The following is a 26830-nucleotide window of genomic DNA, read 5'->3' on the forward strand; positions in this document are numbered from 1 at the left end:
CACAATAACCTCCTTATTTTTCTTACTTACATTATATCACTATTAACAGAATATTAACACAATTTATATGTTGTAAAAATACCCATAACTTTGATTGCGCTTTCATAAAATCCGCGTTACTATAAATTTGGAGGTGGATGGAATGATTATTGGTATTCCTAAAGAAATAAAAAACAACGAAAATAGGGTGAGTTTATCACCAAGTGGCGTACATGCATTAGTAGAGCAAGGCCACACAGTAATTGTAGAAAAATCAGCAGGATTAGGTTCGTATTTTGAGGACATCGATTATATAGATGCAGGGGCAAAAATAGTAAATGAACCAGCTGATGTATGGAATGTAGATATGGTTATGAAAGTTAAAGAGCCGTTAGAAGAAGAATTTCAATTTTTTAAAGAAGGGCTAATTCTTTTTACTTATTTACATCTCGCTAATGAAGATAAATTAACGCAAGCACTATTGGACAATAAAGTGGTAGGCATAGCATATGAAACAGTGCAATTACCAGATCGTTCTTTACCATTGTTGACACCAATGAGTGAAGTTGCGGGTCGTATGTCCGCTCAAATAGGTGCTGAGTTTTTACAAAAATATAAAGGTGGCATGGGCATCTTGCTTGGTGGCGTTCCTGGTGTTTCTAAAGGGCGTGTATCCATTATCGGTGGAGGTCAAGCTGGAACAAATGCAGCTAAGATTGCATTGGGCCTTGGTGCAGATGTTACTATTTTGGATGTTAATCCAAAACGATTACAAGAATTAGAAGATTTATTTGATGGCAGAGTACACACGATTATGTCTAATCCATTAAACATTGAACAATGTGTGAAAGATAGTGATTTAGTTATCGGTGCAGTTTTAATACCAGGAGCTAAGGCACCAAATCTTGTTACTGAGGACATGGTTAAAAAAATGAGAGACGGTGCAGTAATAGTTGATATCGCAATAGATCAAGGTGGCATTTTTGAAACAACAGACCGTATTTCTACACATGATGATCCAATATATAAAAAACATGGTGTCGTTCATTATGCAGTAGCGAATATGCCAGGCGCAGTGCCACGTACATCAACGATAGCATTAAATAATGCCGCATTGCCTTATGCACAACAACTGGCTGGAAAAGGTTATTTAAAGGCTTTACAAGATAACCCAGCGTTATTATTAGGATTAAATACCATCGACGGGCAATTGACTAATAAAGGCGTTGCTGAAGCACTACAATTGCCATATAAAGATATTGATTCTGTAATAAAATAATAAAGTGGCTTTCGCATGACTGCCTGTGCAAAGTATGATGTTACGCATACAGGATGAGCAGATGCCCATAGAAACTTTGAATATAAAAAACTGTCGACAAAGTCTGAGCTTTTGTCGACAGTCTGTAATGGTAAATCTACTTTAGGTTTGCCATTTTTTGTTTTAATGAATAAAGCGAATGACTTCAGACGATTTTAGTACCATGAACTTCTTGAAAAGGAAATGCAGCAATTAACGCTTCTACGTTATCCTTATTTAATCCACCACCGGGCATAATTTCAATATTACCACCTGAATTAACTACAAGTTTACCTAGTTGATTTAAATTATCAAAGAGACTGGTGTTAGAAGGCCCTCCGTGTGTTAAGAGTCTAGAAAACCCCATATCGATGAGTTGGTGTAATGCTTTGATTTGTCCGCGTTGATGAATTTCATCGAAAGCCATGTGACATACTACTGGTGTAGGATCGGCTAATTGTTTTAGTGTGTTCATTTGCCATTCATTTAATACATGATCCTCTGTCAAGCAGCCGAATACAAAGTAATCGACATCAAGTTGTTTGATTGCTTTTATATCTCGTTGCATGATTTCAAAGTCATATAAATTATATACAAAATCTCCACCACGTGGACGAATCATAACTGCAATTGCAACGTGATTTAATCTACATAAAGATGTTGCAATTTCAATCATCCCAAGACTAGGTGTAGTACCTCCAACGGACAAGTTATCACATAGTTCAATACGATCAGCACCATGCGCAATAGCATATTCTACTTGTTGAATTGTTTCTACAACCGCTTCTTTAATCATTTTTCATATCCTGTTAAGCTTACATTCCCATCTTCAGTTACTAGAATATCATCTTCGATGCGCACACCGGCGATACCAGGGACATAGATACCTGGTTCAACTGTAACAACCATCCCAGGAACAAATTTATTGGTATTAGAACTTGAAATATCTTGATATTCATGTTCTTCTAGTCCTAATCCGTGACCTAAACGATGCGGGAAGTATTCACCATAACCTGCATCAATGATAATATTACGAGCGATATCATCTACCTCTTTTATCGTAACACCTGGTTTAATTGCAGCAATTGCTTCTTGTTCAGCTTTTAAAACAATATTATAAATCGTCTGTGCTGCTTCACTAGGTGTACCAAATTGTACAGTTCTAGTCATATCACTGCAATAGTTATCATAAATGACACCTAAATCAAACAAGACATATTCATCTTTTTGTAGTTTGCGATCACCCGGCGTACCATGTGGAGAAGCTGCATGGTCTCCAAATAGAACCATTGTGTCGAAACTCATTTCATTGACGCCATAGTCTTTAATCGCATTTTCAATATGGTTTACAACTTGACGTTCTGTAACGCCTTCTTGTAGAAAATCTACGCCGATTTCTATACATTTATCAGCAAGCTCACAAGCTTTTTTTATTTTATTGATTTCACTTTCACTTTTTACATTTCGCAAATCTTTAATCGTTTGATCTATGTCTCCAAATGATTGAACATGAAATGCCTCTATCAGTTCGCGTTGACGTTGAACAGTTAAATGAGCTGCTTCAATTAATAATTTTTCAAATGTTTGAGGATACTTGTCTAGGGCGTTTTCAGTATCGAAATAACCGATAATTTCACCTTCAAAAGGAGAAGTTTTGACTTCTTCTACTTCTAATTGTGGACAAAATAGAACCTGTTCGCCATTTTCTTTGATCAATAACGCTAATAAGCGTTCATGAGGATCACTTAAATAACCAGTAAAGTAAAAAATATTTAAAGGTGTTGTAATCCATGCCGCATCGGCTTGTTGTTTTTTCAATTCATTTATAATCTGTTTAGACTTCATTCGTCATCATCCTCCTAAAATTGTGTTCATTTTAATTTTATGTTACTTCATAGTGGAATTCAAAAATTAAATATTGTGAAATAACAATTGGTTATGAGATTTGCAAAATGATACTGGTGAATTAATTTGAATGTGCTATTACTGTGTTATAAAAAGAGAATAACGTGGTATATTAAAATTAAATAGAATTATGGGAGGAATTAACAAAATGAAATTATCATTTCATGGACAATCAACAATTTATTTTGAATCTAATGGAAAGAAAGTAATCGTAGATCCATTTATTACTGGAATTGATCAATCTGATTTAGATGTTAACAAATTAGAAGTTGATTATATCATTTTAACACATGGTCACGGTGATCATTTTGGCGATACTATAGAATTAGCAAATAAAAATAATGCCACAGTAGTAAGCTCTGTTGAAATAACAAATTACGTAACAGTAAATAAAGGTGTAGAGAATGCAAGACCAATGAATATTGGTGGTAAAGCAGATTTTGAGTTTGGTTCAGTAAAATTTGTTCAAGCCTTTCATAGTTCTAGTTTAACTCAGGAGGATGGTATTTCAATTTATCTAGGTATGCCGATGGGAGTTATTTTAGAAGTTGAAGGTAAAACAATATATCATACTGGTGATACAGGATTATTTAGCGATATGAAGTTAATTGCAGAGCGTCATCCGGTTGATGTGTGTTTCTTACCAATTGGAGATAATTTTACAATGGGGATTGATGATGCGAGTTATGCGATTAATGAATTTATTAAACCGCAAATCACAGTTCCTGTACATTACAATACATTTGAATTAATTGAACAAGATCCTCAACAATTTAAAAATGCTATAACAGTAGGAGAGGTGCAAATCCTTAATCCTGGCGAGGAAGTTAAATTTTAATTGTTTATTAGCAAAATAAAGCCTGAAGCACTTTATAGAGCTTCAGGCTTTGTTTTTTATTTTACTATGAGTACTGGGATGCTTGCTCTTTTAGCAACCTTGTGACTGACACTACCTAAGACAAATTTTTTCTTGTCTTCAGCTTTACGGTTACTAAGTACGACAATTTCATATTTACCGCTATTTGCATGCTTAACGAGTTCTACTTTAGCATTACCGCGTACAATGATTTCATCGTATTCGATACCATATTCATCTAATGCTTCACGGGTACTTTGAAGACCTTCACTACGTTTTTCAATCAACTTATCTAAATGTACCCCTGATTTGATTGATGTCTGCGCATCTTGTTCACTGATTGCATTTAGTATAGTGACAACCGTACCTTCACCTGCTAATTTTGATACTTGTTCCAGTGCTTTTTCATTTTTAAGTGTTGTATCAACACCAAGTAAAATATTTTTGAACATTGTTCATCCCTCCTTAAATTCATTCTAATCAAACTATCCCTATTTATCCAATAAAAAATTAGATTTTGCATACGAAATTTTTTATATAGTATTATTTAGAAACATTGGTATGTATGATTCAACTTTTTATTTTTTAAAATCGCTATAATTTATGTCGTTGCATCGCAATTTTAGTTATAAAAAGTTATAATGTCAGAGAAACTGTTCAAAATAAATGAGGTTATTAAAATGACGAAGCATGAGCAAATTTTATCATATATAGAATCTCTAGCAGTCGGACAAAAAATTTCTGTTAGAAAGATAGCGAAAGATTTAGGCGTATCTGAAGGAACGGCTTATCGCGCTATTAAAGATGCTGGACAAGTAGGATTAGTCGCAACCATTGATCGTGTAGGTACTGTTCGTATTGAAAAGAAATCGAGAGAACAAATTGAACAATTAACTTTCGGTGAAGTAGTAAAGATTATTGATGGTCAAGTGCTAGGGGGAAGAAATGGATTAATTAAGACCCTCACAAAATTTGCAATCGGCGCGATGGAAATTGAAGATGTAGTCAAATACTTGAGTACACATACCCTGCTAATAGTAGGGAATCGTAAAGATGTTCAATTGGCTGCTTTAAAACGAGGTAGCGCTGTTTTAATTACTGGTGGTTTTAGTACTTCTAATGAAATTATAAAATATGCAGATGAGCATGATTTACCAATATTATCTTCAAATTATGATACATATTTGGTAGCTAATATTATTAATAGAGCTATGTATGATCAAATGATTCGAAAAGAAATATTAGTTGTTGAAGATATAGTTAAATCGGTAAATGAACATACAGTTATATTTGATAATATGACATTAAATGATTACAAGAAAAAAGCAAGAGAAACTGGTCATTCAAGATTTCCTGTTATTGATGCCCAATGGAAGCTAGTAGGTATTGTCACAAGTAAAGAAATTATAAAAATGGATGAAAAAGATACAATTGCACAATTTATGACCAAAGCACCCATTAATGTGCAATTATCAACGACTGTAGCAAATTGTTCTCATATGATGATTTGGGAAGGGATAGAGCTCTTGCCAGTCACTACGCCAAGTAAAAAACTAGTCGGTGTAATCACACGTAAAGACGTCCTGACAGCAATGCAACTCTTAAGTCGTCAACCACAAGTGGGAGAAACAATTAATGGTCAAATAGCAAAGCACATCACGATTGCAAACGATGGTATTCAAGTACAAATCACACCACTCCTAACCAATCAATTTGGAACGTTAAGTAAGGCAGTGTTCGTTGCAATTATAGAAGAAACAGTACGATACGAAATAAGAAAGTTAAAAAAACTTGAAGTAATGATTGAAAGTTTGAATATTATATATATTAAAACAGTACAAATAGAGTCTGAAATTGATGTACATTATGATATGTTAGATGTAGGTAGAAATTTTGCGAAATTAGAAATAACAATGTCTAGTAACGGACAACAAGTAGCGAAAGCGATGATTATTTGTCAGATGATAGACTAGTAAAAAATAATATAACTTTTGAAAAGGAAGAAGCATATGACTAAAGTGACTAAAGAATTTAATCAAATTATGACGGCAATAAATGAAAAAGAAACAATTATTATACATAGGCATGTAAGACCTGATCCTGATGCTTACGGTTCTCAACTTGGATTAAAACGCTATCTACAATTGAAATTTCCAGACAAAAATATTTATGCTGTAGGCGAAGCGGAACCTTCATTAGATTTCATCGGTACATTTGATGATGTCACAGATACACAGTACAATGATGCGTTAGTTATTGTTTGTGATACCGCTAATTCCCCGAGAATCAGTGATGTAAGATTTAGCCAGGGACAATCATTGATTAAAATTGATCACCATCCTGCAGTTGATCAATATGGTGATATTAATTTTGTTAATACGGAAGCATCTTCTACAAGTGAGATTATTTTTGATTTCATCAATCACTTTAATGATTTATCAATTATTGATGCTTCAGTAGCTCGTTTATTATATCTTGGCATTGTTGGGGATACAGGACGATTCTTATTTAACAATACAACACCACATACATTAGAAGCAGCAAGCGAGCTACTGAAATATCCATTTAACCATAATGAAGAATTAAATAAACTTGGAGAAAAAGATCCTAAGTTACTTCCTTTCCAAGGCTATGTATTACAAAATTTTGATTTAAATGATAAAGGTTTCTGTAAGGTAATCATTACAAAAGATGTTCTTGAAAAATTTGATATAGCAGCTAACGAAGCTTCTTTATTTGTAAATGCAATTGCTGATATACAAGGTCTTAAAATATGGGTCTTTGGTGTGGATGAAGGTTCAGAAATTAGATGTAGAATTCGTTCGAAAGGTATCGTAATCAATGATATTGCAAGTGATTTTGGTGGTGGTGGACATCCAAATGCATCAGGTGTTTCTGTTGAAAACTGGGAGCAATTTAATCACTTAGCAGCAGCATTAAATAATAAATTGTAACAGCAAAGGAGGTATTTGTTGATGGTTGCGCATTTAAATATTCACACAACATATGACCTATTAAATTCTAGTTTAAGAATTAAAGATGTGGTGACTAAAGCTGCAAAAGAGGGCTATACAGCCTTAGCCATCACAGATACAAACGTTTTATATGGCTATCCACAATTTTATGACGCATGTATAGCAGCAAATATGCATCCTATTTTTGGTATGACAATCTATGTCACAGATGGGTTATCTGAGGTTGAAACAATTGTCTTAGCTCAAAATAATCAAGGGTTAAAAGATTTATTCAAGTTATCTTCAGCTATCAAAATGAAAGAAAAAACAGAAACCCCTGTTGAGTGGTTGAAAAAATATTCACAACATTTTGTTGTCATATTTAAAAATGTAGATCAATCACATCAATCTATTATTTCTGAGTTTAACGAGGAAGCACATGTATATGTGAATCATACGAGTCAAGTATCATACGATTTACCCATCGTATGGGCACAACATACATGCTATCTAAATCGAGAGGATGCTGAGACGTTAACGGCATTAGCAGCAATTAAAGACAATTCGAAATTAGATTTAGTAAGTGAACAACAAGACTATGATGCACATTTGTACGGTCAACAAGATTTAAGTGAGCTCAGCCTAAGCAAAGATATATGGCATAATACAAACAAACTTGCGACGCTTTGTAATGCTGAAATACGTTACCACCAATCTTTGCTGCCAAAATTCAAAACGACCGACAATCAGCCATCTAAAGATTATTTGTGGAGTTTATTAGAAAGTAACTTACAGCGATTAAACTTAGCTGAACACAAAGTAGCGCAATATAAGCGTAGACTAATACATGAATATCAAATTATCACTGATATGGGATTTGAAGATTATTTCTTAATAGTAAGTGATTTAATACATTATGCTAAAACACATGATATCTTAGTGGGGCCAGGCCGTGGTTCTTCTGCCGGTTCTCTCGTGAGTTACTTATTAAATATTACTACTATGGATCCAATAGAATATAACCTTTTATTTGAACGATTTTTAAATCCAGAACGTGTCACAATGCCGGATATAGATATTGACTTTGAAGACACACATCGTGACAAAGTGATTCAATATGTACAAGAAAAATATGGTTCCCATCATGTAGCGGGTATTGTGACGTTTGGTCATCTATTAGCAAGAGCTGTAGCAAGAGATGTGGGTAGAATTATGGGCTTTGATGATATTACGCTCAATGAAATTTCTAAATTGATTCCACACAAGTTAGGTATTACTTTAGATGAAGCATATGCTCAGGAGGATTTTAAACAATTTGTACATCGAAATCATAGGCATGAACGATGGTTTGAGATATGTAAAAAGTTAGAGGGATTACCTCGCCATACATCTACGCATGCAGCTGGAATTATTATTAATGATCATCCTTTATATGAATACGCACCGCTTACTTTAGGAGATACAGGGCTTTTAACGCAATGGACTATGACAGAAGCTGAGCGAGTAGGTCTGTTAAAAATCGACTTCTTAGGACTGCGGAATTTATCGATTATACATCAAATTGTCAATCAAGTTCATAGTGATATGAACGTTACCATAGACATTGAACAGATACCGTTTAATGATGAAAAAGTGTTTCAACTATTATCCAGAGGCGACACCACAGGTATATTTCAACTCGAATCAGATGGTATTAGAAATGTGTTACAAAAATTACAACCTGAACATTTTGAAGATATCGTAGCTGTGACTTCACTTTATAGACCTGGTCCAATGGAAGAAATACCAACTTATATTTCTAGAAGACACGATCCTACAAAAGTTAAATATTTACATGAAGATTTACAACCCATATTACAAAAGACATATGGAGTTATTATTTATCAAGAACAAATAATGCAAATTGCGAGTAAGTTTGCTGGTTTTAATTATGGTGAAGCGGACATTTTAAGACGTGCAATGAGTAAGAAAAATCGAGCTGTGCTAGAAAGTGAACGACACCATTTCGTTGAAGGTGCATTGAAAAATGGTTATAGCGAAAGTTTGAGCAAACAAATATTTGATTTAATATTAAAATTTGCAGATTATGGCTTTGCACGTGCGCATGCAGTGAGTTATTCTAAAATCGCATATATCATGAGTTATTTGAAGGTATATTACCCCAACTATTTTTATTCAAATATTCTGAGTAACACAATTGGTAGTGAGAAAAAAACATCACAAATTATTGATGAAGCAAAACATCAACATTTAAATATTCTTTCTCCACATATCAATTATAGCCATTGGTTCTACAAAGCTACTAAAAAAGGTATCTATTTATCGATAGGTGCAATTAAAGGCGTAGGTTATCAGAGTGTTAAGTTGATTGTTGATGAGCGGAAAGAAAATGGGTATTTCAAAGACTTTTTTGATTTTGCCAGACGTATACCGAAAAGAATAAAATCAAGAAAGCTACTTGAAGCATTAATACTTGTAGGTGCATTTGATACATTTGGGAAAAATCGAGCTACGTTATTACAGGCGATTGACCAAGTGTTAGATGATGTGTCTAATGTTGAGCAAGACGGATTTATATTTGATGTATTAACGCCTAAAACAACATATGAAGAAAAAGATGAATTACCGGACAAAGTATTAAGTGATTATGAAAAAGAATATTTAGGTTTTTATGTATCTACGCACCCAGTTGAAAAGACATTTGAGCAAAAACAATATCTTGGTATTTATAAATTAACCAATGCGCGAGATCATCAACCCATATTAGTTCAAATTGATAGTAGTAAAAAGATACGCACCAAAAATGGCCAAAACATGGCATTTGTAACATTAAATGATGGATTAAATAATTTAGATGGTGTTGTTTTCCCTGATGCATATAAAAAATATGAGCCATTACTAAATGGAGACGACGTTTTTATTGTCAGAGGTAAGTTCGATAATCGAAATAATAAGAAACAGCTCATCATCAATCAAATAGAAGCTATAGAAGCATATGAATCATACATTTTTAATCATGCAAAACAAATTGTTATCAGAAATTTAAATGACGAACCTGAATTAGAACAATACATTACTCAAAATACAGATAATGACTATATACCAGTAGAATACTTTCAAGAAGATCAGAATAACTTTAAAACAATAGGCTATGTGGCCCGTAATAATGCATCAATTAGGGCATTCATACAAAGGTTTTCTCCTTGGGATATTAGAATTATTTAACTTTAACAGCATTATAAACTATGATATAGTTGACTGATGGTTATACATAAGCTTGCCATCAGTTTTAATTTTCACGAAATTAAAACTATGACATATTTAATAACAAATAAATCTATATGTTTTTATTACAAATATTAACAGTGCAGATGTAATTTTTATTTTTGTTAACGATATCATTTGTAATTTACGTTAGAGTGTAATAAAAATATATATGAAATGATATTTATACTAAATTGAATGTAAAGGGGTAGATTTACATGACTTTACGAGATGAAGCTCTAGAAATGCATAGAAAAAATCAAGGAAAATTAGAAGTAGCTGCAAAGGTGAAAGTTACCAATAAAGAAGAATTAAGTTTGGCGTATTCACCAGGTGTAGCTGAACCATGTAAAGAAATACATGAGGACCCTAGAAAAGTATTCGAATATACTATGAAGGGGAATACGGTTGCTGTTGTTACTGATGGTACTGCAGTATTAGGCCTAGGCAATATTGGTGCAGAAGCTAGTATTCCGGTAATGGAAGGGAAAGCTGTGTTATTCAAAAGTTTTTCTGGTATAGATGGTGTACCTATTGCTTTAAATACTACTGATACAGAAGAAATTATTAATACCGTGAAATTATTAGAGCCGAATTATGGTGGGATTAATTTAGAAGATATTTCAGCTCCTCGCTGTTTTGAAATTGAAGAAAGATTAAAAAAAGAAACGAAAATACCTGTCTTTCATGATGACCAACATGGTACGGCAATCGTAACAGTTGCAGGTATGATTAATGCGCTTCGCATTGTCGACAAAGACTTATCAGATATTAAGGTAGTACTTAATGGTGCAGGTGCAGCTGGTATGGCAATTGTTAAATTGCTCTATTCTTATGGCGTTCGTGATATGATTATGTGTGATTCAAAGGGAGCGATTTATGAAGATCGTTCATTTGGGATGAATGATACTAAAGCATATGTTGCAAGATGGACAAATAGAGATAAAATAGAAGGTAGCTTGCAAGATGTTATCAAAGATGCAGACGTATTCATTGGTGTTTCTGTAGCTGATTTATTATCAAAAGAAATGGTTGAATCTATGGCAGATGATCCAATCATTTTTGCGATGGCAAATCCTAATCCAGAGATTAATCCAGAGGTTGCGAAAGAAGCGGGAGCTAAAGTTATAGGTACTGGTCGTTCTGATTTTCCAAATCAAATTAATAATGTGTTAGCATTCCCTGGCATATTTAGAGGCGCATTAGATGTAGAAGCAACTCATATTAATGAGGAAATGAAACAAGCTGCAGTAGAAGCTATCGCTGATTTGATAAAACCAGAAGAACTAAATCCAGATTATTGTATTCCTGGCCCATTTGATAAACGTGTAGCACCTTCAGTTGCAAGAGAAGTCGCAAAAGCAGCAATGGAATCAGGTGTAGCAAGAATGGATGTTGATCCGGAAGAGATTTATAATAAGACTATGAAATTAACAGACTTAGATAAATAATAATCATAATTTCTAATCTCGATACACTTTAATGTTTAAGTAAAGGGAAAGATAGTAATGGTTATGTGGAGGTTTACCAATGTTTAAAGATTTTTTCAATAGAAGTAGTAAAAAGAAAAAGTACGTTACGGTATCTGATTCAAAGCAAAGTGACGTCCCAGCAGGCATCATGACGAAATGTCCAAAATGTAAAAAAATCATGTATACCAAAGAATTGGCTGAAAATTTAAATGTTTGTTTTAATTGTGATCATCACATTGCGTTAACTGCATATAATCGTATTAATGCTATTTCTGATGAAGGCACATTTAAAGAATTTGATAAAGGAATGACCTCTGCGAATCCATTGGACTTTCCAAGTTATGAAGAAAAAATTCAAAAAGACCAACAAAAAACAAAACTTAATGAAGCTGTCGTTACTGGAACAGCCGAATTAGATGGCGTACCTTATGGTGTTGCGGTCATGGATGCAAGGTTTAGAATGGGTAGTATGGGGTCAGTGGTAGGAGAAAAAATTTGTAGAATTATTGAGCATTGTACGGATAATCGTTTACCATTCATATTATTCTCTGCCAGTGGTGGCGCAAGAATGCAAGAAGGTATCATTTCATTGATGCAAATGGGTAAAACAAGTGTGTCATTGAAGCGACATGCTGACGCAGGGTTATTGTATATTTCATACATAACAAATCCTACCACAGGTGGTGTTTCTGCAAGTTTTGCCTCTGTAGGTGATATCAATATCAGCGAACCGAAAGCTTTAATTGGTTTTGCTGGTAGACGCGTAATCGAACAGACAATCAATGAAAAATTACCAGAAGACTTCCAAACTGCAGAATTCCTATTAGAGCACGGACAATTAGATAAAGTAGTGCATAGAAAAGAAATGAAGACCACATTATCTAATTTTCTTAAAATGCATCAAGAGGTGAAAACGAATGCTTGATTTTGAAAAGCCACTTTTTGAAATAAAAAACAAAATTGAATCTTTAAAAGAATCACAGGAAAAAAATGATGTTGATTTACAAGAAGAAATTGATATGCTTGAAGCTTCATTATCTCGAGAAACGGAAAAAATATATACTAATCTTAAGCCGTGGGATCGTGTGCAATTAGCTCGATTACAAGAAAGACCAACGTTATTAGATTATATTCCACACATTTTTGATTCATTTATTGAACTACATGGGGATCGTAATTATCGTGATGATCCAGCAATGGTGGGCGGTATTGGTTATTTAAATGGGCAGGCTGTAACGGTTGTTGGACAACAACGTGGTAAAGATACGAAAGATAATATTTATCGTAACTTTGGTATGGCTCATCCTGAAGGCTATAGAAAAGCAATTCGATTAATGAAGCAAGCTGAGAAATTCAATCGTCCAATTTTTACTTTTATTGATACTAAAGGTGCATATCCAGGTAAAGCAGCTGAAGAACGTGGACAAAGCGAATCAATTGCTAGAAATTTAGTTGAAATGGCTTCACTCACAGTGCCGGTGATTTCGATTGTCATTGGTGAAGGTGGTAGTGGTGGTGCATTAGGTTTAGGTATTACAAATCGCATACTTATGTTAGAAAATAGTACATATTCAGTTATTTCTCCTGAAGGTGCATCAGCATTATTATGGAAAGATAGTAACTTAGCTAAAATTGCTGCCGAAACAATGAAAATTACTGCAGAAGATTTGCATGAATTAAAAATTGCAGATGAAGTCATTAAAGAGCCATTAGGTGGCGCACATCATGATATTGCAATACAAGCACAAAGTATAAAAGCAACGTTTGAACGTCATTTATCAGAATTAAATAAATTAAGCGAACAGCAACTCGTTGAAGATCGCTATAATAAATTTAGAGCTATTGGTGCTTATACTGAATAATCAGCATGTTTCCTCTACGTCTATCGATGTGGAGGATTTCCTTTGCTATCATTCCTAAAATCGTTCTATCTGTTTAAGATATGACAGATAAAGGTAAATAAGTAATAGCATTTTAAATAGAGATACTGTCAAAATTAAGCAAACGCTTTCTATGTGAATATTATTTGAACGCTTATATTTAAAACGTTTACATTCATTCGCAAGCCTAATTTTAATGGCACCTCATTAGATTTTATGGTATTTTTAGAGTAAGAAATACAAGTTAGAAAGGTATGTCGTCATGAAAAAAATTGCAGTGTTGACAAGTGGTGGAGATTCACCAGGTATGAATGCAGCGGTAAGAGCTGTTGTTCGTAAAGCGATTTACAATAACATTGAAGTTTATGGTGTTTACCAAGGCTATCAAGGCTTATTAAACGATGATATTGAGAAGCTTGAACTTGGTTCTGTAGGTGATACTATCCAACGTGGCGGTACATTTTTATATTCAGCGAGATGTCCTGAATTTAAAGAGCCAGACGTGCGTAAAAAAGGTATTGAAAACTTACGTAAAAGAGGCATCGAAGGTCTTGTAGTTATTGGTGGAGATGGTAGCTATAGAGGTGCTCAACGTATAAGTGAAGAATGTGAAGAAATCCAAACGATTGGTATTCCAGGAACAATTGATAATGATATCAATGGTTCTGATTTTACAATTGGTTTTGACACAGCATTAAATACAATTGTTGAATGTGTCGATAAAATTCGCGACACAGCGTCTAGTCATGCCCGAACATTCATTATTGAGGTTATGGGACGTGACTGTGGAGATTTAGCATTATGGGCAGGTCTGTCAGTAGGAGCAGAAACAATCATCGTTCCAGAAGTAGAAACAGACATCAAAGAAGTAGCTGAAAAAATCGACAGTGGTATAAAAAGAGGTAAAAAGCACTCTATTGTCATCGTTGCTGAAGGTTGTATGTCAGGAGAAGCTTGCGCCGCAGAATTGACTAAATATATTAATGTTGATGCACGTGTGACGGTACTTGGACATATTCAACGTGGTGGAAGTCCAAGTGGGGCAGATAGAGTACTTGCTTCACGATTAGGTGGCCACGCAGTCGATTTATTATTAAATGGAAAATCTGCAGTCGGTGTAGGTATTCGTAATAATGAATTAACTGATACACCATTTGATGAAATCTTTAACTCGCATGAACATGAGTTTGATTTCAAAACATATGCATTAACGAACGAATTATCTATATAAAATACTGGGAGGCATTAATAATGAGAAAAACTAAAATTGTTTGTACTATAGGACCAGCGTCAGAATCAGAAGAAATGCTAGAAAAATTAATCAAAGCCGGAATGAACGTAGCACGCTTAAACTTTTCACATGGTGACCATGCAGAGCATAAAGCGAGAATTGATACGATTCGTGAGGTTTCAAAAAAATTAGGTAAAACAGTAGCAATCTTACTTGATACTAAAGGTCCTGAAATTCGTACACATAATATGAAAGACGGTGTAATTGAACTTGTAAAAGGTTCAGAAGTCATCGTGAGCATGACTGAAGTAGAAGGTACAACTGAAAAATTCTCAGTAACATATGATAATCTTATTAACGATGTTGAAGAAGGTTCATATATTTTATTAGATGATGGTCTCATTGAATTACAAGTTAAAAAAATCGATCAAGCAAATGGCGAAGTACTTTGCGATGTTTTAAACACTGGAGAATTAAAAAATAAAAAAGGCGTTAACTTACCAGGTGTTAAAGTGAGCTTGCCAGGTATTACTGAAAAAGATGCAAACGACATCAATTTTGGTATTAGTGAAGGCGTAGACTTCATCGCTGCAAGTTTCGTACGTCGCCCTAGTGATGTATTAGACATTCGTAAATTACTAGAAGCACAAAAAAATACAAACATTAGCATTATTCCAAAAATTGAAAACCAAGAAGGTATTGATAATATCAAAGAAATTCTTGAAGTTGCAGATGGATTAATGGTAGCTCGTGGTGACATGGGTGTTGAAATTCCACCAGAATCAGTACCAATGGTACAAAAAGATTTAATTAGACAATGTAATAAATTAGGTAAACCAGTTATTACTGCTACACAAATGCTTGATTCTATGCAACGTAACCCGCGTCCTACACGTGCAGAAGCAAGTGATGTTGCCAATGCAATTTATGATGGTACAGATGCAGTTATGCTTTCAGGTGAAACAGCAGCTGGACAATACCCTGAAGAAGCAGTTAAAACAATGCGTAATATCGCGATTTCTGCTGAAGCAGCGCAAGATTATAAAAAATTATTATCTGACCGTACTAAACTAGTTGAAACGTCATTAGTGAATGCTATTGGGGTGTCTGTTGCACATACAGCACTAAACTTAAAAGTTAAAGCTATTGTTGCAGCTACAGAAAGTGGTTCAACTGCGCGTACGATTTCTAAATATCGTCCACAATCCGATATCATTGCCGTAACTCCAAGCTCAGAAACAGCGCGTCAATGTGCATTAGTTTGGGGCATTCACCCAGTGGTTAAAGAAGGCCGTAAAACTACAGATGCATTATTAAATAATGCTGTAGCTACTGCTGTTGAAACTGAAAAAGTTCAAAATGGTGATTTAATCATTATCACTGCTGGTGTGCCAACTGGTGAAAAAGGTACTACAAACATGATGAAATTGCACCTTGTTGGAGATGAACTAGCGAAAGGTCAAGGTATTGGTAGAAACTCAGTAGTTGGCCATACTCTAGTTGTTAATGACGCGAGTGAATTAGAAGGTAAAGATTTATCTGATTCAATCATTGTTACATCTTCTGTTGATGAATCTCTTGTACCATATATTGAAAAATCAATCGGCTTAATCACTGAAGAAAATGGTATTACTTCTCCAAGTGCGATCATAGGTTTAGAAAAAGGTATCCCTACAGTAGTTGGCGTTGAGAATGCTACAACTGAAATTCAAAGTGATATATTAATCACAGTTGATGCTAATCAAGGTAAAATCTTCGAAGGCTATGCTAACGTACTTTAATAAAAAATATGGGTATTATGAAATTGTAGAATAAAGATTTCAATATACTATAATATGAAATGGATTTGGGTAACAAAATCCAAAGTTCAGAAGAGACCTATCAGATTATTAAATTTGATAGGTCTTTTTGTATTTCAATATGCTTTAAGACAGTAACATATGATTTGACCGAGCAGCTTTATAATCAAAATTTGTGTTGACTTTAAATAAATAAAAAGAAGAGTACACATCCAAACTCGTAAGTTGTTTGTAATAAAAGGCGGAACGCATAAATAGAATGAGTATAAATTAAAACAGCAAAATAAAAAACATCTATATTCATTGAAAAATTACAATGGATATAGATGTTTAAATACAATTAATTAAAATTGTTTGTGTTGTTTGCGTGCGGCTTTTTTAAAGCGTAAGTACATTATTGTAAGAATAACAAACCAAATTGGCGTTAAGAATACTGCACGTCTTGTATCTATGTTAACGAACAATAAACAAAATACGAGTATAAAGAAAATCAATATAATATAACCCATATACTTGCCACCAAATAGCTTAAATGTTGCGTTTTTGTGTAATTCTGGATTACGTCGATGATAATTAATATAAGCAATGGTAATTAATGCCCAAACAACGATAAATAGTACAGTTGAAACGGTAGTAATATACGTAAATACAAGTGAAGCGTTAGGTACAATATAGTTTAAAAGGGCAGCAATCATAAGCAATGCACATGAGAATAAAATTGCGATGTGCGGTACTCCGTTTTTATTTGTTTTAGTAAAAAGCGGGGATGCCTGTGCTTTACTAGATAGTCCAAATAACATTCGACTATTTGAAAAAATACCACTATTACATGATGATGCCGCTGCTGTTAACACTACAAAGTTAATAATACCCGCTGCGAAAGGTATACCAACCAGTGCAAATAATCTGACAAACGGGCTTTCATCTGGGTTAATATCATTCCAAGGGATAATAGACATGATAACTGCTAGAGCACCGACATAAAATACTAATATTCTCAATGGAACACTGTTTACTGCTTTTGGAATTGTAGTTAATGGATTCTTCGTTTCACCTGCAGTGACACCTATTAATTCGATACCTACGAATGAAAAGAGTGCCATTTGGAAGGACATAACGAAGCCACTGATACCTTTTGGAAAAATTCCATTACTATATAGGTTAGTCAATGATGCATGACCAAACTGTGTTTTATAAGCCATAGCAATCATAACTGCGCCTACTACAATTAAGGCGATGATAGTGACAATTTTAATAATTGAAAACCAAAATTCTAATTCCCCGAATAATTTAGCACTTAATAAATTAAGTGACATTAATACTAAAACACAAAATAGTGCACTTAACCAATTAGGAATGTGTGGAAACCAAAAACTGACATATTTTGCAACGGCTGTTACTTCTGCCATACCTGTAATAATCCAACATAACCAATAAGTCCATCCAGTGACAAAACCTGCAAACGATCCGATATAAGCATTCGTTACATCTGCAAATGATTTGAAATTAGTATTTGTAACGAGCAATTCTCCCAAGCCTCGCATAAACATAAATAGCATAAATCCAATTATTATATATGTAAGTAAAATAGAGGGGCCAGTTAATGCTATTGTTTGACCTGCGCCTAAGAATAATCCAGTACCAATTGCTCCCCCAATAGCAATAAGCTGAATATGACGATTACTTAGTTCTCTTTGTAACTGATTTTTAGCCATTAAAATAACTCCTTTATTAAGTTAATTATTATTATGCAATGTGATTTAAAATAACACAACTATTTTTTAAACATAGTAAATAATGATAAGTACAAAAATACATTAATAATTTGTTATTAAACTTGATAACCAATTAAAATGCTATAAAAATTGATGTGTGATGAATTCCATATTAAAATGAAGATACGACAACCTATATGATTGTGGCGTTTATAAGGGCATATAAACAAATTATTATTTCTTATTCTTTTGGTAGGACAATCAACCTCAAAATATTCACAAAATAGTAAATATTGGATATAATGGTTATTGAAAGCCATTTCATAATGAAATAGAAAAGGGGAATTTATATATGGCAGAGTTACAAAAAGGTTTAGAAGGGGTAATTGCAGCTGAGACAAAAGTAAGTTCTATTATCGATAGTCAATTGACTTATGCGGGTTATGATATCGACGATTTGGCTCAGAATGCAGAATTTGAAGAAGTTATCTTTTTGTTATGGTACTATCGTTTACCAAACGAGGAAGAATTACAATCATTAAAAGATAAACTATACGAATATATGACATTAAATCCAAGAGTGTATAATCACTTTAAAGAATATGCGACAAGTAATGTCCATCCTATGACTGCACTAAGAACATCAGTATCATATATTGCACACTTTGATCCTCATGCTGAAGATGAAAATGATGATCAAACAATGGAAAGAGCAGTACGTATACAAGCGAAAATAGCCTCTCTTGTGACTGCATATGCAAGAGTAAGAGCAGGCAAAGAAGTTGTGAAGCCTAATAAAGATTTAAATTACGCTGGAAACTTCTTATATATGTTAAGAGGAGAGTTACCAACTGATATAGAGATTGAAGCTTTTAATAAGGCACTCGTTCTACATGCAGACCATGAGTTAAATGCCTCAACATTTACAGCTAGATGTGCCGTATCATCTTTATCTGATATGTATTCTGGTATTGTAGCGGCTGTGGGTTCTTTAAAAGGACCGTTGCATGGTGGCGCAAATGAACGTGTAATGAGCATGCTATCAGAAGTGAAATCAATCGATGAAGTAGATGCTTACATCGACAATAAAATTGAAAACAAAGAAAAAATTATGGGCTTTGGACATCGTGTATATAAAGATGGTGATCCTAGAGCAAAATACTTAAAAGAAATGAGTCGTAAAATCACAACCGAAACAGGGCAAAGTCAACTGTTTGATATCTCGGTTAAAATTGCAGATAAAATGAAAAAAGAAAAAGGCTTAATCGCCAATGTTGATTTCTTTAGTGCAACAGTTTATCACAGTATGAACATCGATCATGACTTGTTTACACCGATATTCGCTGTAAGTAGAACATCTGGCTGGATAGCACATATCTTAGAGCAATATAGAGATAACAGAATCATGCGTCCAAGAGCGCAATATATTGGTGAAACAAATAGAAAATATGAACCAGTTGAAGAAAGATAATTTGATTGTTACATTTAATTACAACTGCTGTTTTGTTCAGCAGTCTTTTGTTCAAGCAAAATTTTTCTGAAAATATTAAATAAATAGAAATTAAAACACGGAGGTTTTTACATGTCAGGTGAAAAAGTACTAAAAACAAATGAAGGTTTAACGGTTCCAAATAATCCAATTATCCCATTTATTATCGGTGACGGTATTGGTCCTGATATTTGGAAAGCAGCTAGTAGAGTGATAGATGCAGCTGTAGAAAAAGCATATCATGGCGAAAAGAAAATAGAATGGAAAGAAGTATTAGCTGGTCAAAAAGCATTTGATGAAACTGGCGAATGGTTACCACAAGAAACATTAGATACAATTGATGAGTATTTAATTGCGATCAAAGGTCCATTAACAACTCCAATCGGTGGCGGTATTCGTTCACTTAATGTTGCTTTAAGACAAGAGTTAGATTTATTCACATGTTTACGTCCTGTGCGTTGGTTCCAAGGTGTGCCATCACCAGTTAAACGTCCTGAAGACACTGATATGGTTATTTTCCGTGAAAATACTGAAGATATCTATGCAGGTATTGAATTTAAAGAAGGTACACCAGAGGCTAAAAAAGTAGTTGATTTCTTACAAGACGAAATGGGTGCTAAAAATATTAGATTCCCTGAAACTTCTGGTATTGGTATTAAACCAGTATCTAAAGAAGGTACTGAACGTTTAGTACGTGCTGCAATTCAATATGCCATCGACAATAATCGTAAATCGTTAACGTTAGTGCATAAAGGTAATATCATGAAATTTACTGAAGGTGCATTTAAACAATGGGGTTATGACTTAGCTCACAACGAATTTGGTGATAAAGTATTTACTTGGCAACAATATGATAAAATTGTTGAAGAAGAAGGTAAAGAAAAAGCTAATGAAGTTCAAACACAAGCTGAAAATGATGGCAAAATTATCATTAAAGATTCAATTGCCGATATTTTCTTACAACAAATTTTAACACGCCCAGCGGATCATGATGTAGTTGCTACAATGAACTTAAATGGTGACTATGTATCTGATGCATTAGCAGCACAAGTTGGAGGAATTGGTATTGCTCCAGGCGCTAACATCAACTATGAAACAGGACATGCTATTTTTGAAGCAACGCATGGTACTGCACCGAAATATGCTGGTTTAAACAAAGTGAATCCATCTTCAGAAATTTTAAGTGCAGTATTGATGTTAGAACATTTAGGTTGGCAAGAAGCTGCAGATAGCATCACAGATTCAATTGAGAAAACAATTGCGTCTAAAGTTGTAACTTATGACTTTGCACGTTTAATGGACGGTGCTAAAGAAGTTTCGACATCAGAGTTTGCAGATGAATTAATTAAGAATATTTAAGTTAATTTTAACGATTGCATTAATATTTAATTTATACAATAGATGGCCTGATAATATTCATCAATGAATATTATCAGGCTTTTTTTGTGAAACATGTAAACTTGGTACATAGTTATTTCAAATCATAGCATAGTGATAATTGTTCATAATATGAAATAAATGTTAAGATTCTATTAACTTGTAATTTTCAGAATTTGCTGATAAAAGTTAAAAATAGCGCAATAGATTGTTTACAGCAAAATCACATGGACTTTATAGCACCTCAATCATTTAATCTACATTGCGTATTGTTAAGTTTATGTAAAAATATTTTAAACTATGTTATTTTTATTAAAAGTTAAGTTATAATTAATTTGTAAACACAAATATGGAGGGACACTATGTCACAAAAAGTACTTGTAGTAGATGATGAACAATCGATCGTAACCTTGTTAAAATATAATTTAGAACAAGCGGGATACATAGTAGAAGTTGCTTATGATGGAGAAGAAGCATTGGATAAGGTTAATACTACAAATCCAGAATTAGTCGTATTAGATGTTATGCTCCCTAAAAAAGATGGTATTGAAGTATGTAAGACAATTCGTTCAGATAAAAATCTTGTGCCTATTCTCATGTTGACAGCTAAAGATGATGAATTTGATCGAGTACTTGGGCTTGAGTTAGGCGCTGATGACTACATGACTAAGCCATTTTCGCCAAGAGAAGTCGTGGCACGAGTGAAAGCTATTTTAAGAAGGTCAGCAATGATTAATGAAGCTATTACTATTGAGAATGATGATGCGGATATTATTATTGGATCAATTAGAATTAGACCCGAGTATTTTGAAGTGTATAAAGAGGACGAGCTATTAGAACTTACACCAAAAGAATTCGAATTGTTATTATATCTTATTGAAAGGCAAGGTAGAGTTATTACTCGAGAACATATGTTGAATTCAGTTTGGAATTATGAATTTGCAGGTGATTCGAGAATCGTAGACGTACATATTAGTCATTTAAGAGATAAATTAGAAGAAAACCCTAAGCAGCCTAAACTCATTAAAACAGTACGTGGATTGGGTTATAAATTGGAAAGACCGAAAGTTTAATGCTGAAGTTTCACCAGAGACTCTTATTACTATTATGTACGATTGTTATTGTTAGCTTTTTAGCTTTAGGTACCATTATTACACATGTCATTTATAATACAGTAACTATCAGTCAGCAAGGTGATTTAGAACATCGAGCAGAGCATATTGTTAGTTTGTATAAACACGATAAAACATCTGAGATAAGAAATATCGCAAAAAATGAGAAATTAAGTGTAATGATTAAAGAAAATAACGGTGTTTTATTTTCCACTCAAAAGGGAGTGCCAGTCAATAACAATATTAAAAATACGGCTAATCCTTCTAATCTCATTTATGATAAAGAGGGAAATGACCATCGATTTACATTTCGAACATCTATCGATGACACGCATGTTTTCATAAGTGGTGTTAATAATGATATCTTAAATTTACAAGTTCAGATATGGAAATATACAGCTTTAATTGGTTTATTTGTGCTCATCATTATTTTCTGTGTAGTTCGAAGTATTAATCGTACATATATAAGACCTATAAATGAAGTAACGTATGCTACGAATTTGTTGGCTGAGGGATATTACCATGTGAGAGTACCTGAAAGTAACGTCAAGGAAACAAGAGAACTGTTTGTAACCACCAATGAGCTTGCACGTAAACTACAGTTACTGAACCACAAACAAAAATTACAGTCTAATCGCTTGAAAACAACAGTTGAAAATATACCGAGTTCTATTTTAATGATAGATAAGTATGGTGAAATCGTTGTGGCCAATAAAGCCTATTATGAAGTTTTTACGCCTGATGAAGCTGTTGAACACAAAAGTTATGTTGATTTCATTGATGAAAAGATTCAAAAGTTAATTACAGAATCTTTCAAAATGGAAAAACCGATATATGACCAAATTGAAATAACGATAAATCAAGTACATCAAAAATATTTTGATACTGCATGTGTACCGATTCTGTCTAAGACAAAGAAAAACTTATACGGAATGGTTATTGTGTTACATGATATTACTAATTTAAAGAAATTAGAAAACTTACGTCGAGAATTTGTGGCGAATGTGTCTCATGAATTAAAAACACCAATTACATCAATTAAAGGGTTTGCTGAAACATTGTTAGATGGTGCGAAAAATGATGAACAGACATTAAATGATTTCTTAAATATTATTTCTAAGGAATCCGATCGAATTGAAACATTAGTATTCGATTTGTTGGATTTATCTCATGTAGAACAACAAACCGAAATAGAAACAGCGTATGTAAGTCTTTCTGAAATAGCTGAAACGACGATACAAAATTTATCAACGATTGCTGATAGTAAAGACATAACCATTGTCGATGAAATTCATCCTAATATCGTTATAGATGCTAATAAAGATAAAGTTGCACAAGTGGCACTAAACTTACTTTCTAATGCAATTAGTTATTCAAAACCTTCGAGTAAAGTCATTATTCGAGTATATAAAGAAGCTAATAAGAGAATATTAGAAGTACAAGATTTTGGAATAGGTATAAGCGAAGAGGATCAAAAACATATTTTCGAACGATTTTATAGGGTAGATAAAGCCAGAAGCAGGGATTCTGGAGGTACTGGTTTAGGTTTATCTATTACTAAACACATCATGGAAGCACATCATGGTAAGATAAACGTGTTTAGCGAGTCGAATGAAGGTTCTACGTTTAGAGTTACATTTTATGAGACAACTAAAATGTAGTATAATAAGTTAACAGATAGTCGATCTAATTTCACAATTGTGTAATTAGATCGGCTTTTCCTATGTCATCTAACGTAAATATGAATGAACATTGATAAATAAGTATTTTCACATAATGATATACGACGTATCGATACAGATGGAATGATTATTTGTGATAAAATGAATTATAAATATGTGTTGGAGGTTAAACTATTGAATAAATTAATCTTAATTGATGGTAACAGCTTAAGTTTTAGAGCTTTTTATGCATTACCATTATTACAAAATAAAGCGGGTATCCATACGAATGCAGTATATGGTTTTGCTATGCTACTTGAAAAAATTATAAAAGAAGAACAACCTACACATTTCTTAGTTGCATTTGATGCAGGAAAAACAACATTTAGACATGACACTTATGGTGAATATAAAGGTGGCCGTCAAACAACGCCACCAGAATTAAGCGAACAATTCCCGTATGTCAGACAGTTATTAGATGCCTATCAAATCAAACGTTATGAATTAGATAATTATGAAGCTGATGATATTATTGGTACTTTAAGTAAAGAAGCAAATAATGAACAATTCCAAACAATTATTGTCACTGGTGATCGTGATTTAACACAATTAGCTACAGAAGATGTGACAATATATTATACGAAAAAAGGTGTGACAGATGTCGATCACTATACACCGCAATTTATTTCTGAAAAATATGATGGATTAGTGCCTAAACAAATTATTGATATGAAAGGGCTAATGGGTGATACTTCAGATAATATTCCAGGTGTAGCTGGTGTTGGTGAAAAGACAGCTATAAAATTATTGAAACAATTTACGACTGTAGAAAATGTTTATGAACATTTAGATGAAGTGTCTGGTAAGAAATTAAAAGAAAAACTTGAAAATAGTAAAGCTGATGCGTTAATGAGTAAGAAACTTGCAACGATTAATTGCGAAAGCCCAATCGAAGTTTCTTTAAAAGATACTAAACTCCCAGAAAACCCAGATATTAGTGAGAAAATAGAATTATTTAAAAAATTAGAGTTCAAACAATTGTTAGACCAAATTGATATTAATGGAGATAATACTACTACCGAAGAAAAAGAGATAAATGTAACGACTGATTTTACAAACATAGATTTTACAGATTTGAAATCTGCAATTGTGCATTTTGAATTAGATGGCTCTAATTATTTAAAAGATGACATATTAAAATTCGCTTTGTATGATGGTACCCACCATATTGTTATTGATGCTCAAGACATTCATAAGTACGAACAACTGATTGCATGGTTAGAAAATGAGCAAACAGAAAAAATAGTTTACGATGCAAAGAAATCATACGTGGTAGCACATAGATTAGATATTAATATAAAAAATATTGAGTTTGATATCATGCTAGCAAGTTATATTATTGATCCTTCTCGAAACATTGATGATGTGCATTCGGTGGTGACACATTTTGGCCAACACTTTGTTCAACAAAGCGTTGCTGTGTACGGTAAAGGCAAGAAGAGACAAGTGCCTGAAGATGAAATACTTAATCATTACATTGCGACAATCATAGAAGCGATAAGTGAGTCACAGTCTATCATGAAAGCCTATTTAGAAGAATACAACCAAACGGATTTATTGTATGATTTAGAATTACCACTAGCACGTATTTTGAGTCAAATGGAAGAAATTGGTATTTACACAGATGTAAAAGATCTTCAAGAAATGGAAAAAGAAATTCAAAGTAAATTAGATGTATTGATAGAAAATATCTATCAATCTGCTGGCGCATCATTTAATATTAACTCTCCGAAACAACTAGGCGTTGTCTTATTTGAAACGCTAGAGTTACCAGTGATAAAAAAGACGAAAACAGGTTATTCGACAGCAGTGGATGTTTTAGAACAGTTACAAGGTGAACATCCAATCATTGAATATATATTAGAATATCGTCAACTCGCCAAATTACAATCGACGTATGTAGAAGGTTTGCAAAAGGTTATAAGCAAAGATAATAGAATTCATACTCGCTTTAATCAAACGCTTGCGCAAACAGGTAGGCTATCTTCTATAGATCCAAACTTGCAAAATATACCTATTCGCTTAGAAGAAGGTAGAAAAATTAGAAAAGCCTTTAAATCTACGGATGAAAATAACGTTATTTTCTCAGCCGACTATTCACAAATTGAATTAAGAGTACTGGCACATATTACGCAGGACGAAAGTATGAAACAAGCATTTATTAACGATGAAGACATCCATACTGCTACAGCAATGAAGGTGTTTGAAGTTCCGGCTAATGAAGTAGATAGTATTATGCGTAGACAAGCAAAAGCTGTTAACTTTGGAATTGTATATGGTATTAGTGATTACGGCTTGAGCCAAAGCTTAGGTATTACACGTAAGCAAGCGAAAAAATTTATTGACGATTACTTGAATAGTTTTCCAGGCGTGAAACAATATATGGAAGACGTTGTAAAAGATTGTAAAGCTCAAGGTTACGTTGAAACACTATTACATCGTCGCAGATATATTCCTGATATTACGAGTAGAAACTTTAACTTAAGAGGTTTTGCAGAAAGAACAGCAATGAATACACCTATTCAAGGTAGTGCAGCAGATATTATTAAATTAGCAATGGTTAACTTTGCCAACGAGGTTAAGCATACAGAATTCCATGCTAAGCTATTATTACAAGTACATGATGAATTAATATTTGAAATACCTAAAGAAGAAGTAGAAGCGTTTGGAGAGTTCATAGAAGATATTATGGACAATGCCCTAAAATTAGATGTACCATTGAAAGTTGAGTCCAGTTATGGTCAAACTTGGTATGATGCAAAATAGAAAGAAGGTATAA

19 protein-coding genes are annotated in these 26830 nt (G+C 33.5%); 15 read left to right on the forward strand and 4 right to left on the reverse strand.

Translation table 11 applies throughout. From position 1 onward, the window contains the following. Positions 1-142 precede the first annotated feature (142 nt). Positions 143-1258 (forward strand): alanine dehydrogenase, encoded by a 1116-nt coding sequence (gene ald, locus QMO72_RS06015; protein ID WP_103267577.1) that lies wholly within the window; start codon positions 143-145, stop codon positions 1256-1258. A gap of 184 nt (positions 1259-1442) precedes the next feature. On the opposite strand, the gene QMO72_RS06020 is transcribed toward ald, so the two are convergent. Together QMO72_RS06020 and QMO72_RS06025 are read right to left on the reverse strand one after the other, a co-directional pair. Beyond that, positions 1443-2072, reverse strand: coding sequence for a copper homeostasis protein CutC (locus QMO72_RS06020; protein WP_103267578.1), 630 nt, complete (start codon positions 2070-2072; stop codon positions 1443-1445). Then, positions 2069-3121: a M24 family metallopeptidase gene (locus QMO72_RS06025; protein WP_103267579.1), complete on the reverse strand. Its 1053-nt coding sequence runs from the start codon at positions 3119-3121 to the stop codon at positions 2069-2071. Before QMO72_RS06025 ends, QMO72_RS06020 begins: the two co-directional genes overlap by 4 nt. A gap of 208 nt (positions 3122-3329) precedes the next feature. On the opposite strand from QMO72_RS06025, the gene QMO72_RS06030 reads away from it, so the two are divergent. Then, positions 3330-4019, forward strand: coding sequence for a metal-dependent hydrolase (locus tag QMO72_RS06030; RefSeq protein ID WP_103267580.1), 690 nt, complete (start codon positions 3330-3332; stop codon positions 4017-4019). Positions 4020-4075: 56 nt separating this feature from the next. On the opposite strand, the gene QMO72_RS06035 is transcribed toward QMO72_RS06030, so the two are convergent. Next, positions 4076-4489 carry a universal stress protein gene (locus tag QMO72_RS06035; RefSeq protein ID WP_069823840.1) on the reverse strand — a complete coding sequence of 138 codons (414 nt, stop codon included), beginning with the start codon at positions 4487-4489 and terminating at the stop codon, positions 4076-4078. A gap of 228 nt (positions 4490-4717) precedes the next feature. On the opposite strand from QMO72_RS06035, the gene QMO72_RS06040 reads away from it, so the two are divergent. The 8 genes from QMO72_RS06040 (at position 4718) to pyk (ending at position 16619) form a co-directional block, all read left to right on the forward strand. Continuing rightward, entirely contained in the window at positions 4718-6010 is a 1293-nt protein-coding gene (locus tag QMO72_RS06040) for a DRTGG domain-containing protein (RefSeq protein WP_103267581.1), read from the forward strand. A 45-nt stretch (positions 6011-6055) separates the two neighbouring features. Beyond that, a complete protein-coding gene (locus QMO72_RS06045) occupies positions 6056-6991 on the forward strand; it encodes a DHH family phosphoesterase (protein ID WP_103267626.1) in 936 nt (311 codons plus the stop codon). Between the two features lie 21 nt (positions 6992-7012). Beyond that, positions 7013-10216 (forward strand): DNA polymerase III subunit alpha, encoded by a 3204-nt coding sequence (locus QMO72_RS06050; protein ID WP_103267582.1) that lies wholly within the window; start codon positions 7013-7015, stop codon positions 10214-10216. Between the two features lie 257 nt (positions 10217-10473). After that, on the forward strand, positions 10474-11706 hold the full coding sequence (ystJ, locus tag QMO72_RS06055) for an NADP-dependent malic enzyme (protein ID WP_103267583.1): 1233 nt from the start codon (positions 10474-10476) through the stop codon (positions 11704-11706). 79 nt (positions 11707-11785) lie between these two features. Continuing rightward, entirely contained in the window at positions 11786-12652 is an 867-nt protein-coding gene (gene accD, locus QMO72_RS06060) for an acetyl-CoA carboxylase, carboxyltransferase subunit beta (protein ID WP_046836687.1), read from the forward strand. Next, the gene (locus QMO72_RS06065; RefSeq protein ID WP_069823845.1) at positions 12645-13589 is read left to right on the forward strand and encodes an acetyl-CoA carboxylase carboxyltransferase subunit alpha; all 945 of its coding nucleotides are present in this window, start codon (positions 12645-12647) and stop codon (positions 13587-13589) included. The genes accD and QMO72_RS06065 overlap by 8 nt, the downstream gene beginning before the upstream one ends. 280 nt (positions 13590-13869) lie before the next feature. Further along, positions 13870-14838 carry a 6-phosphofructokinase gene (pfkA, locus tag QMO72_RS06070; RefSeq protein ID WP_069823846.1) on the forward strand — a complete coding sequence of 323 codons (969 nt, stop codon included), beginning with the start codon at positions 13870-13872 and terminating at the stop codon, positions 14836-14838. A 20-nt stretch (positions 14839-14858) separates the two neighbouring features. Continuing rightward, on the forward strand, positions 14859-16619 hold the full coding sequence (gene pyk, locus QMO72_RS06075; protein WP_069823847.1) for a pyruvate kinase: 1761 nt from the start codon (positions 14859-14861) through the stop codon (positions 16617-16619). 362 nt (positions 16620-16981) lie between these two features. Here the strand turns inward: pyk and QMO72_RS06080 are convergent, their stop codons facing one another. Next, positions 16982-18352, reverse strand: a complete 1371-nt coding sequence (locus QMO72_RS06080; protein WP_103267584.1) for an amino acid permease — start codon at positions 18350-18352, stop codon at positions 16982-16984. A gap of 352 nt (positions 18353-18704) precedes the next feature. Here QMO72_RS06080 and QMO72_RS06085 point away from each other — a divergent pair, with 352 nt between their 5' ends. The 5 genes from QMO72_RS06085 (at position 18705) to polA (ending at position 26817) form a co-directional block, all read left to right on the forward strand. Beyond that, positions 18705-19823, forward strand: a complete 1119-nt coding sequence (locus tag QMO72_RS06085; RefSeq protein WP_073504235.1) for a citrate synthase — start codon at positions 18705-18707, stop codon at positions 19821-19823. A gap of 111 nt (positions 19824-19934) precedes the next feature. Then, positions 19935-21200: an NADP-dependent isocitrate dehydrogenase gene (gene icd / locus QMO72_RS06090; RefSeq protein ID WP_069823850.1), complete on the forward strand. Its 1266-nt coding sequence runs from the start codon at positions 19935-19937 to the stop codon at positions 21198-21200. 380 nt (positions 21201-21580) lie between these two features. Further along, positions 21581-22291, forward strand: a complete 711-nt coding sequence (locus QMO72_RS06095; RefSeq protein WP_046836680.1) for a response regulator transcription factor — start codon at positions 21581-21583, stop codon at positions 22289-22291. Then, positions 22291-23991, forward strand: a complete 1701-nt coding sequence (pnpS, locus tag QMO72_RS06100) for a two-component system histidine kinase PnpS (RefSeq protein ID WP_103267585.1) — start codon at positions 22291-22293, stop codon at positions 23989-23991. The genes QMO72_RS06095 and pnpS overlap by 1 nt, the downstream gene beginning before the upstream one ends. 195 nt (positions 23992-24186) lie before the next feature. Further along, positions 24187-26817 carry a DNA polymerase I gene (gene polA, locus QMO72_RS06105; RefSeq protein WP_103267586.1) on the forward strand — a complete coding sequence of 877 codons (2631 nt, stop codon included), beginning with the start codon at positions 24187-24189 and terminating at the stop codon, positions 26815-26817. The last annotated feature ends 13 nt before the right edge of the window (positions 26818-26830 follow it).

Source organism: Staphylococcus casei, from assembly GCF_030294405.1.
Lineage (GTDB): Bacteria > Bacillota > Bacilli > Staphylococcales > Staphylococcaceae > Staphylococcus > Staphylococcus succinus.

Excerpts from the sequence above, each read along its gene's own strand:
- ald (WP_103267577.1), top strand. The coding sequence starts at position 143 with ATGATTATTGGTATTCCTAAAGAAATAAAAAACAACGAAAATAGGGTG.
- QMO72_RS06020 (WP_103267578.1), bottom strand. The coding sequence starts at position 2,072 with ATGATTAAAGAAGCGGTTGTAGAAACAATTCAACAAGTAGAATATGCT.
- QMO72_RS06025 (WP_103267579.1), bottom strand. The coding sequence starts at position 3,121 with ATGAAGTCTAAACAGATTATAAATGAATTGAAAAAACAACAAGCCGAT.
- QMO72_RS06030 (WP_103267580.1), top strand. The coding sequence starts at position 3,330 with ATGAAATTATCATTTCATGGACAATCAACAATTTATTTTGAATCTAAT.
- QMO72_RS06035 (WP_069823840.1), bottom strand. The coding sequence starts at position 4,489 with ATGTTCAAAAATATTTTACTTGGTGTTGATACAACACTTAAAAATGAA.
- QMO72_RS06040 (WP_103267581.1), top strand. The coding sequence starts at position 4,718 with ATGACGAAGCATGAGCAAATTTTATCATATATAGAATCTCTAGCAGTC.
- QMO72_RS06050 (WP_103267582.1), top strand. The coding sequence starts at position 7,013 with ATGGTTGCGCATTTAAATATTCACACAACATATGACCTATTAAATTCT.
- ystJ (WP_103267583.1), top strand. The coding sequence starts at position 10,474 with ATGACTTTACGAGATGAAGCTCTAGAAATGCATAGAAAAAATCAAGGA.
- accD (WP_046836687.1), top strand. The coding sequence starts at position 11,786 with ATGTTTAAAGATTTTTTCAATAGAAGTAGTAAAAAGAAAAAGTACGTT.
- QMO72_RS06065 (WP_069823845.1), top strand. The coding sequence starts at position 12,645 with ATGCTTGATTTTGAAAAGCCACTTTTTGAAATAAAAAACAAAATTGAA.
- pfkA (WP_069823846.1), top strand. The coding sequence starts at position 13,870 with ATGAAAAAAATTGCAGTGTTGACAAGTGGTGGAGATTCACCAGGTATG.
- pyk (WP_069823847.1), top strand. The coding sequence starts at position 14,859 with ATGAGAAAAACTAAAATTGTTTGTACTATAGGACCAGCGTCAGAATCA.
- QMO72_RS06080 (WP_103267584.1), bottom strand. The coding sequence starts at position 18,352 with ATGGCTAAAAATCAGTTACAAAGAGAACTAAGTAATCGTCATATTCAG.
- QMO72_RS06085 (WP_073504235.1), top strand. The coding sequence starts at position 18,705 with ATGGCAGAGTTACAAAAAGGTTTAGAAGGGGTAATTGCAGCTGAGACA.
- icd (WP_069823850.1), top strand. The coding sequence starts at position 19,935 with ATGTCAGGTGAAAAAGTACTAAAAACAAATGAAGGTTTAACGGTTCCA.
- QMO72_RS06095 (WP_046836680.1), top strand. The coding sequence starts at position 21,581 with ATGTCACAAAAAGTACTTGTAGTAGATGATGAACAATCGATCGTAACC.
- pnpS (WP_103267585.1), top strand. The coding sequence starts at position 22,291 with ATGCTGAAGTTTCACCAGAGACTCTTATTACTATTATGTACGATTGTT.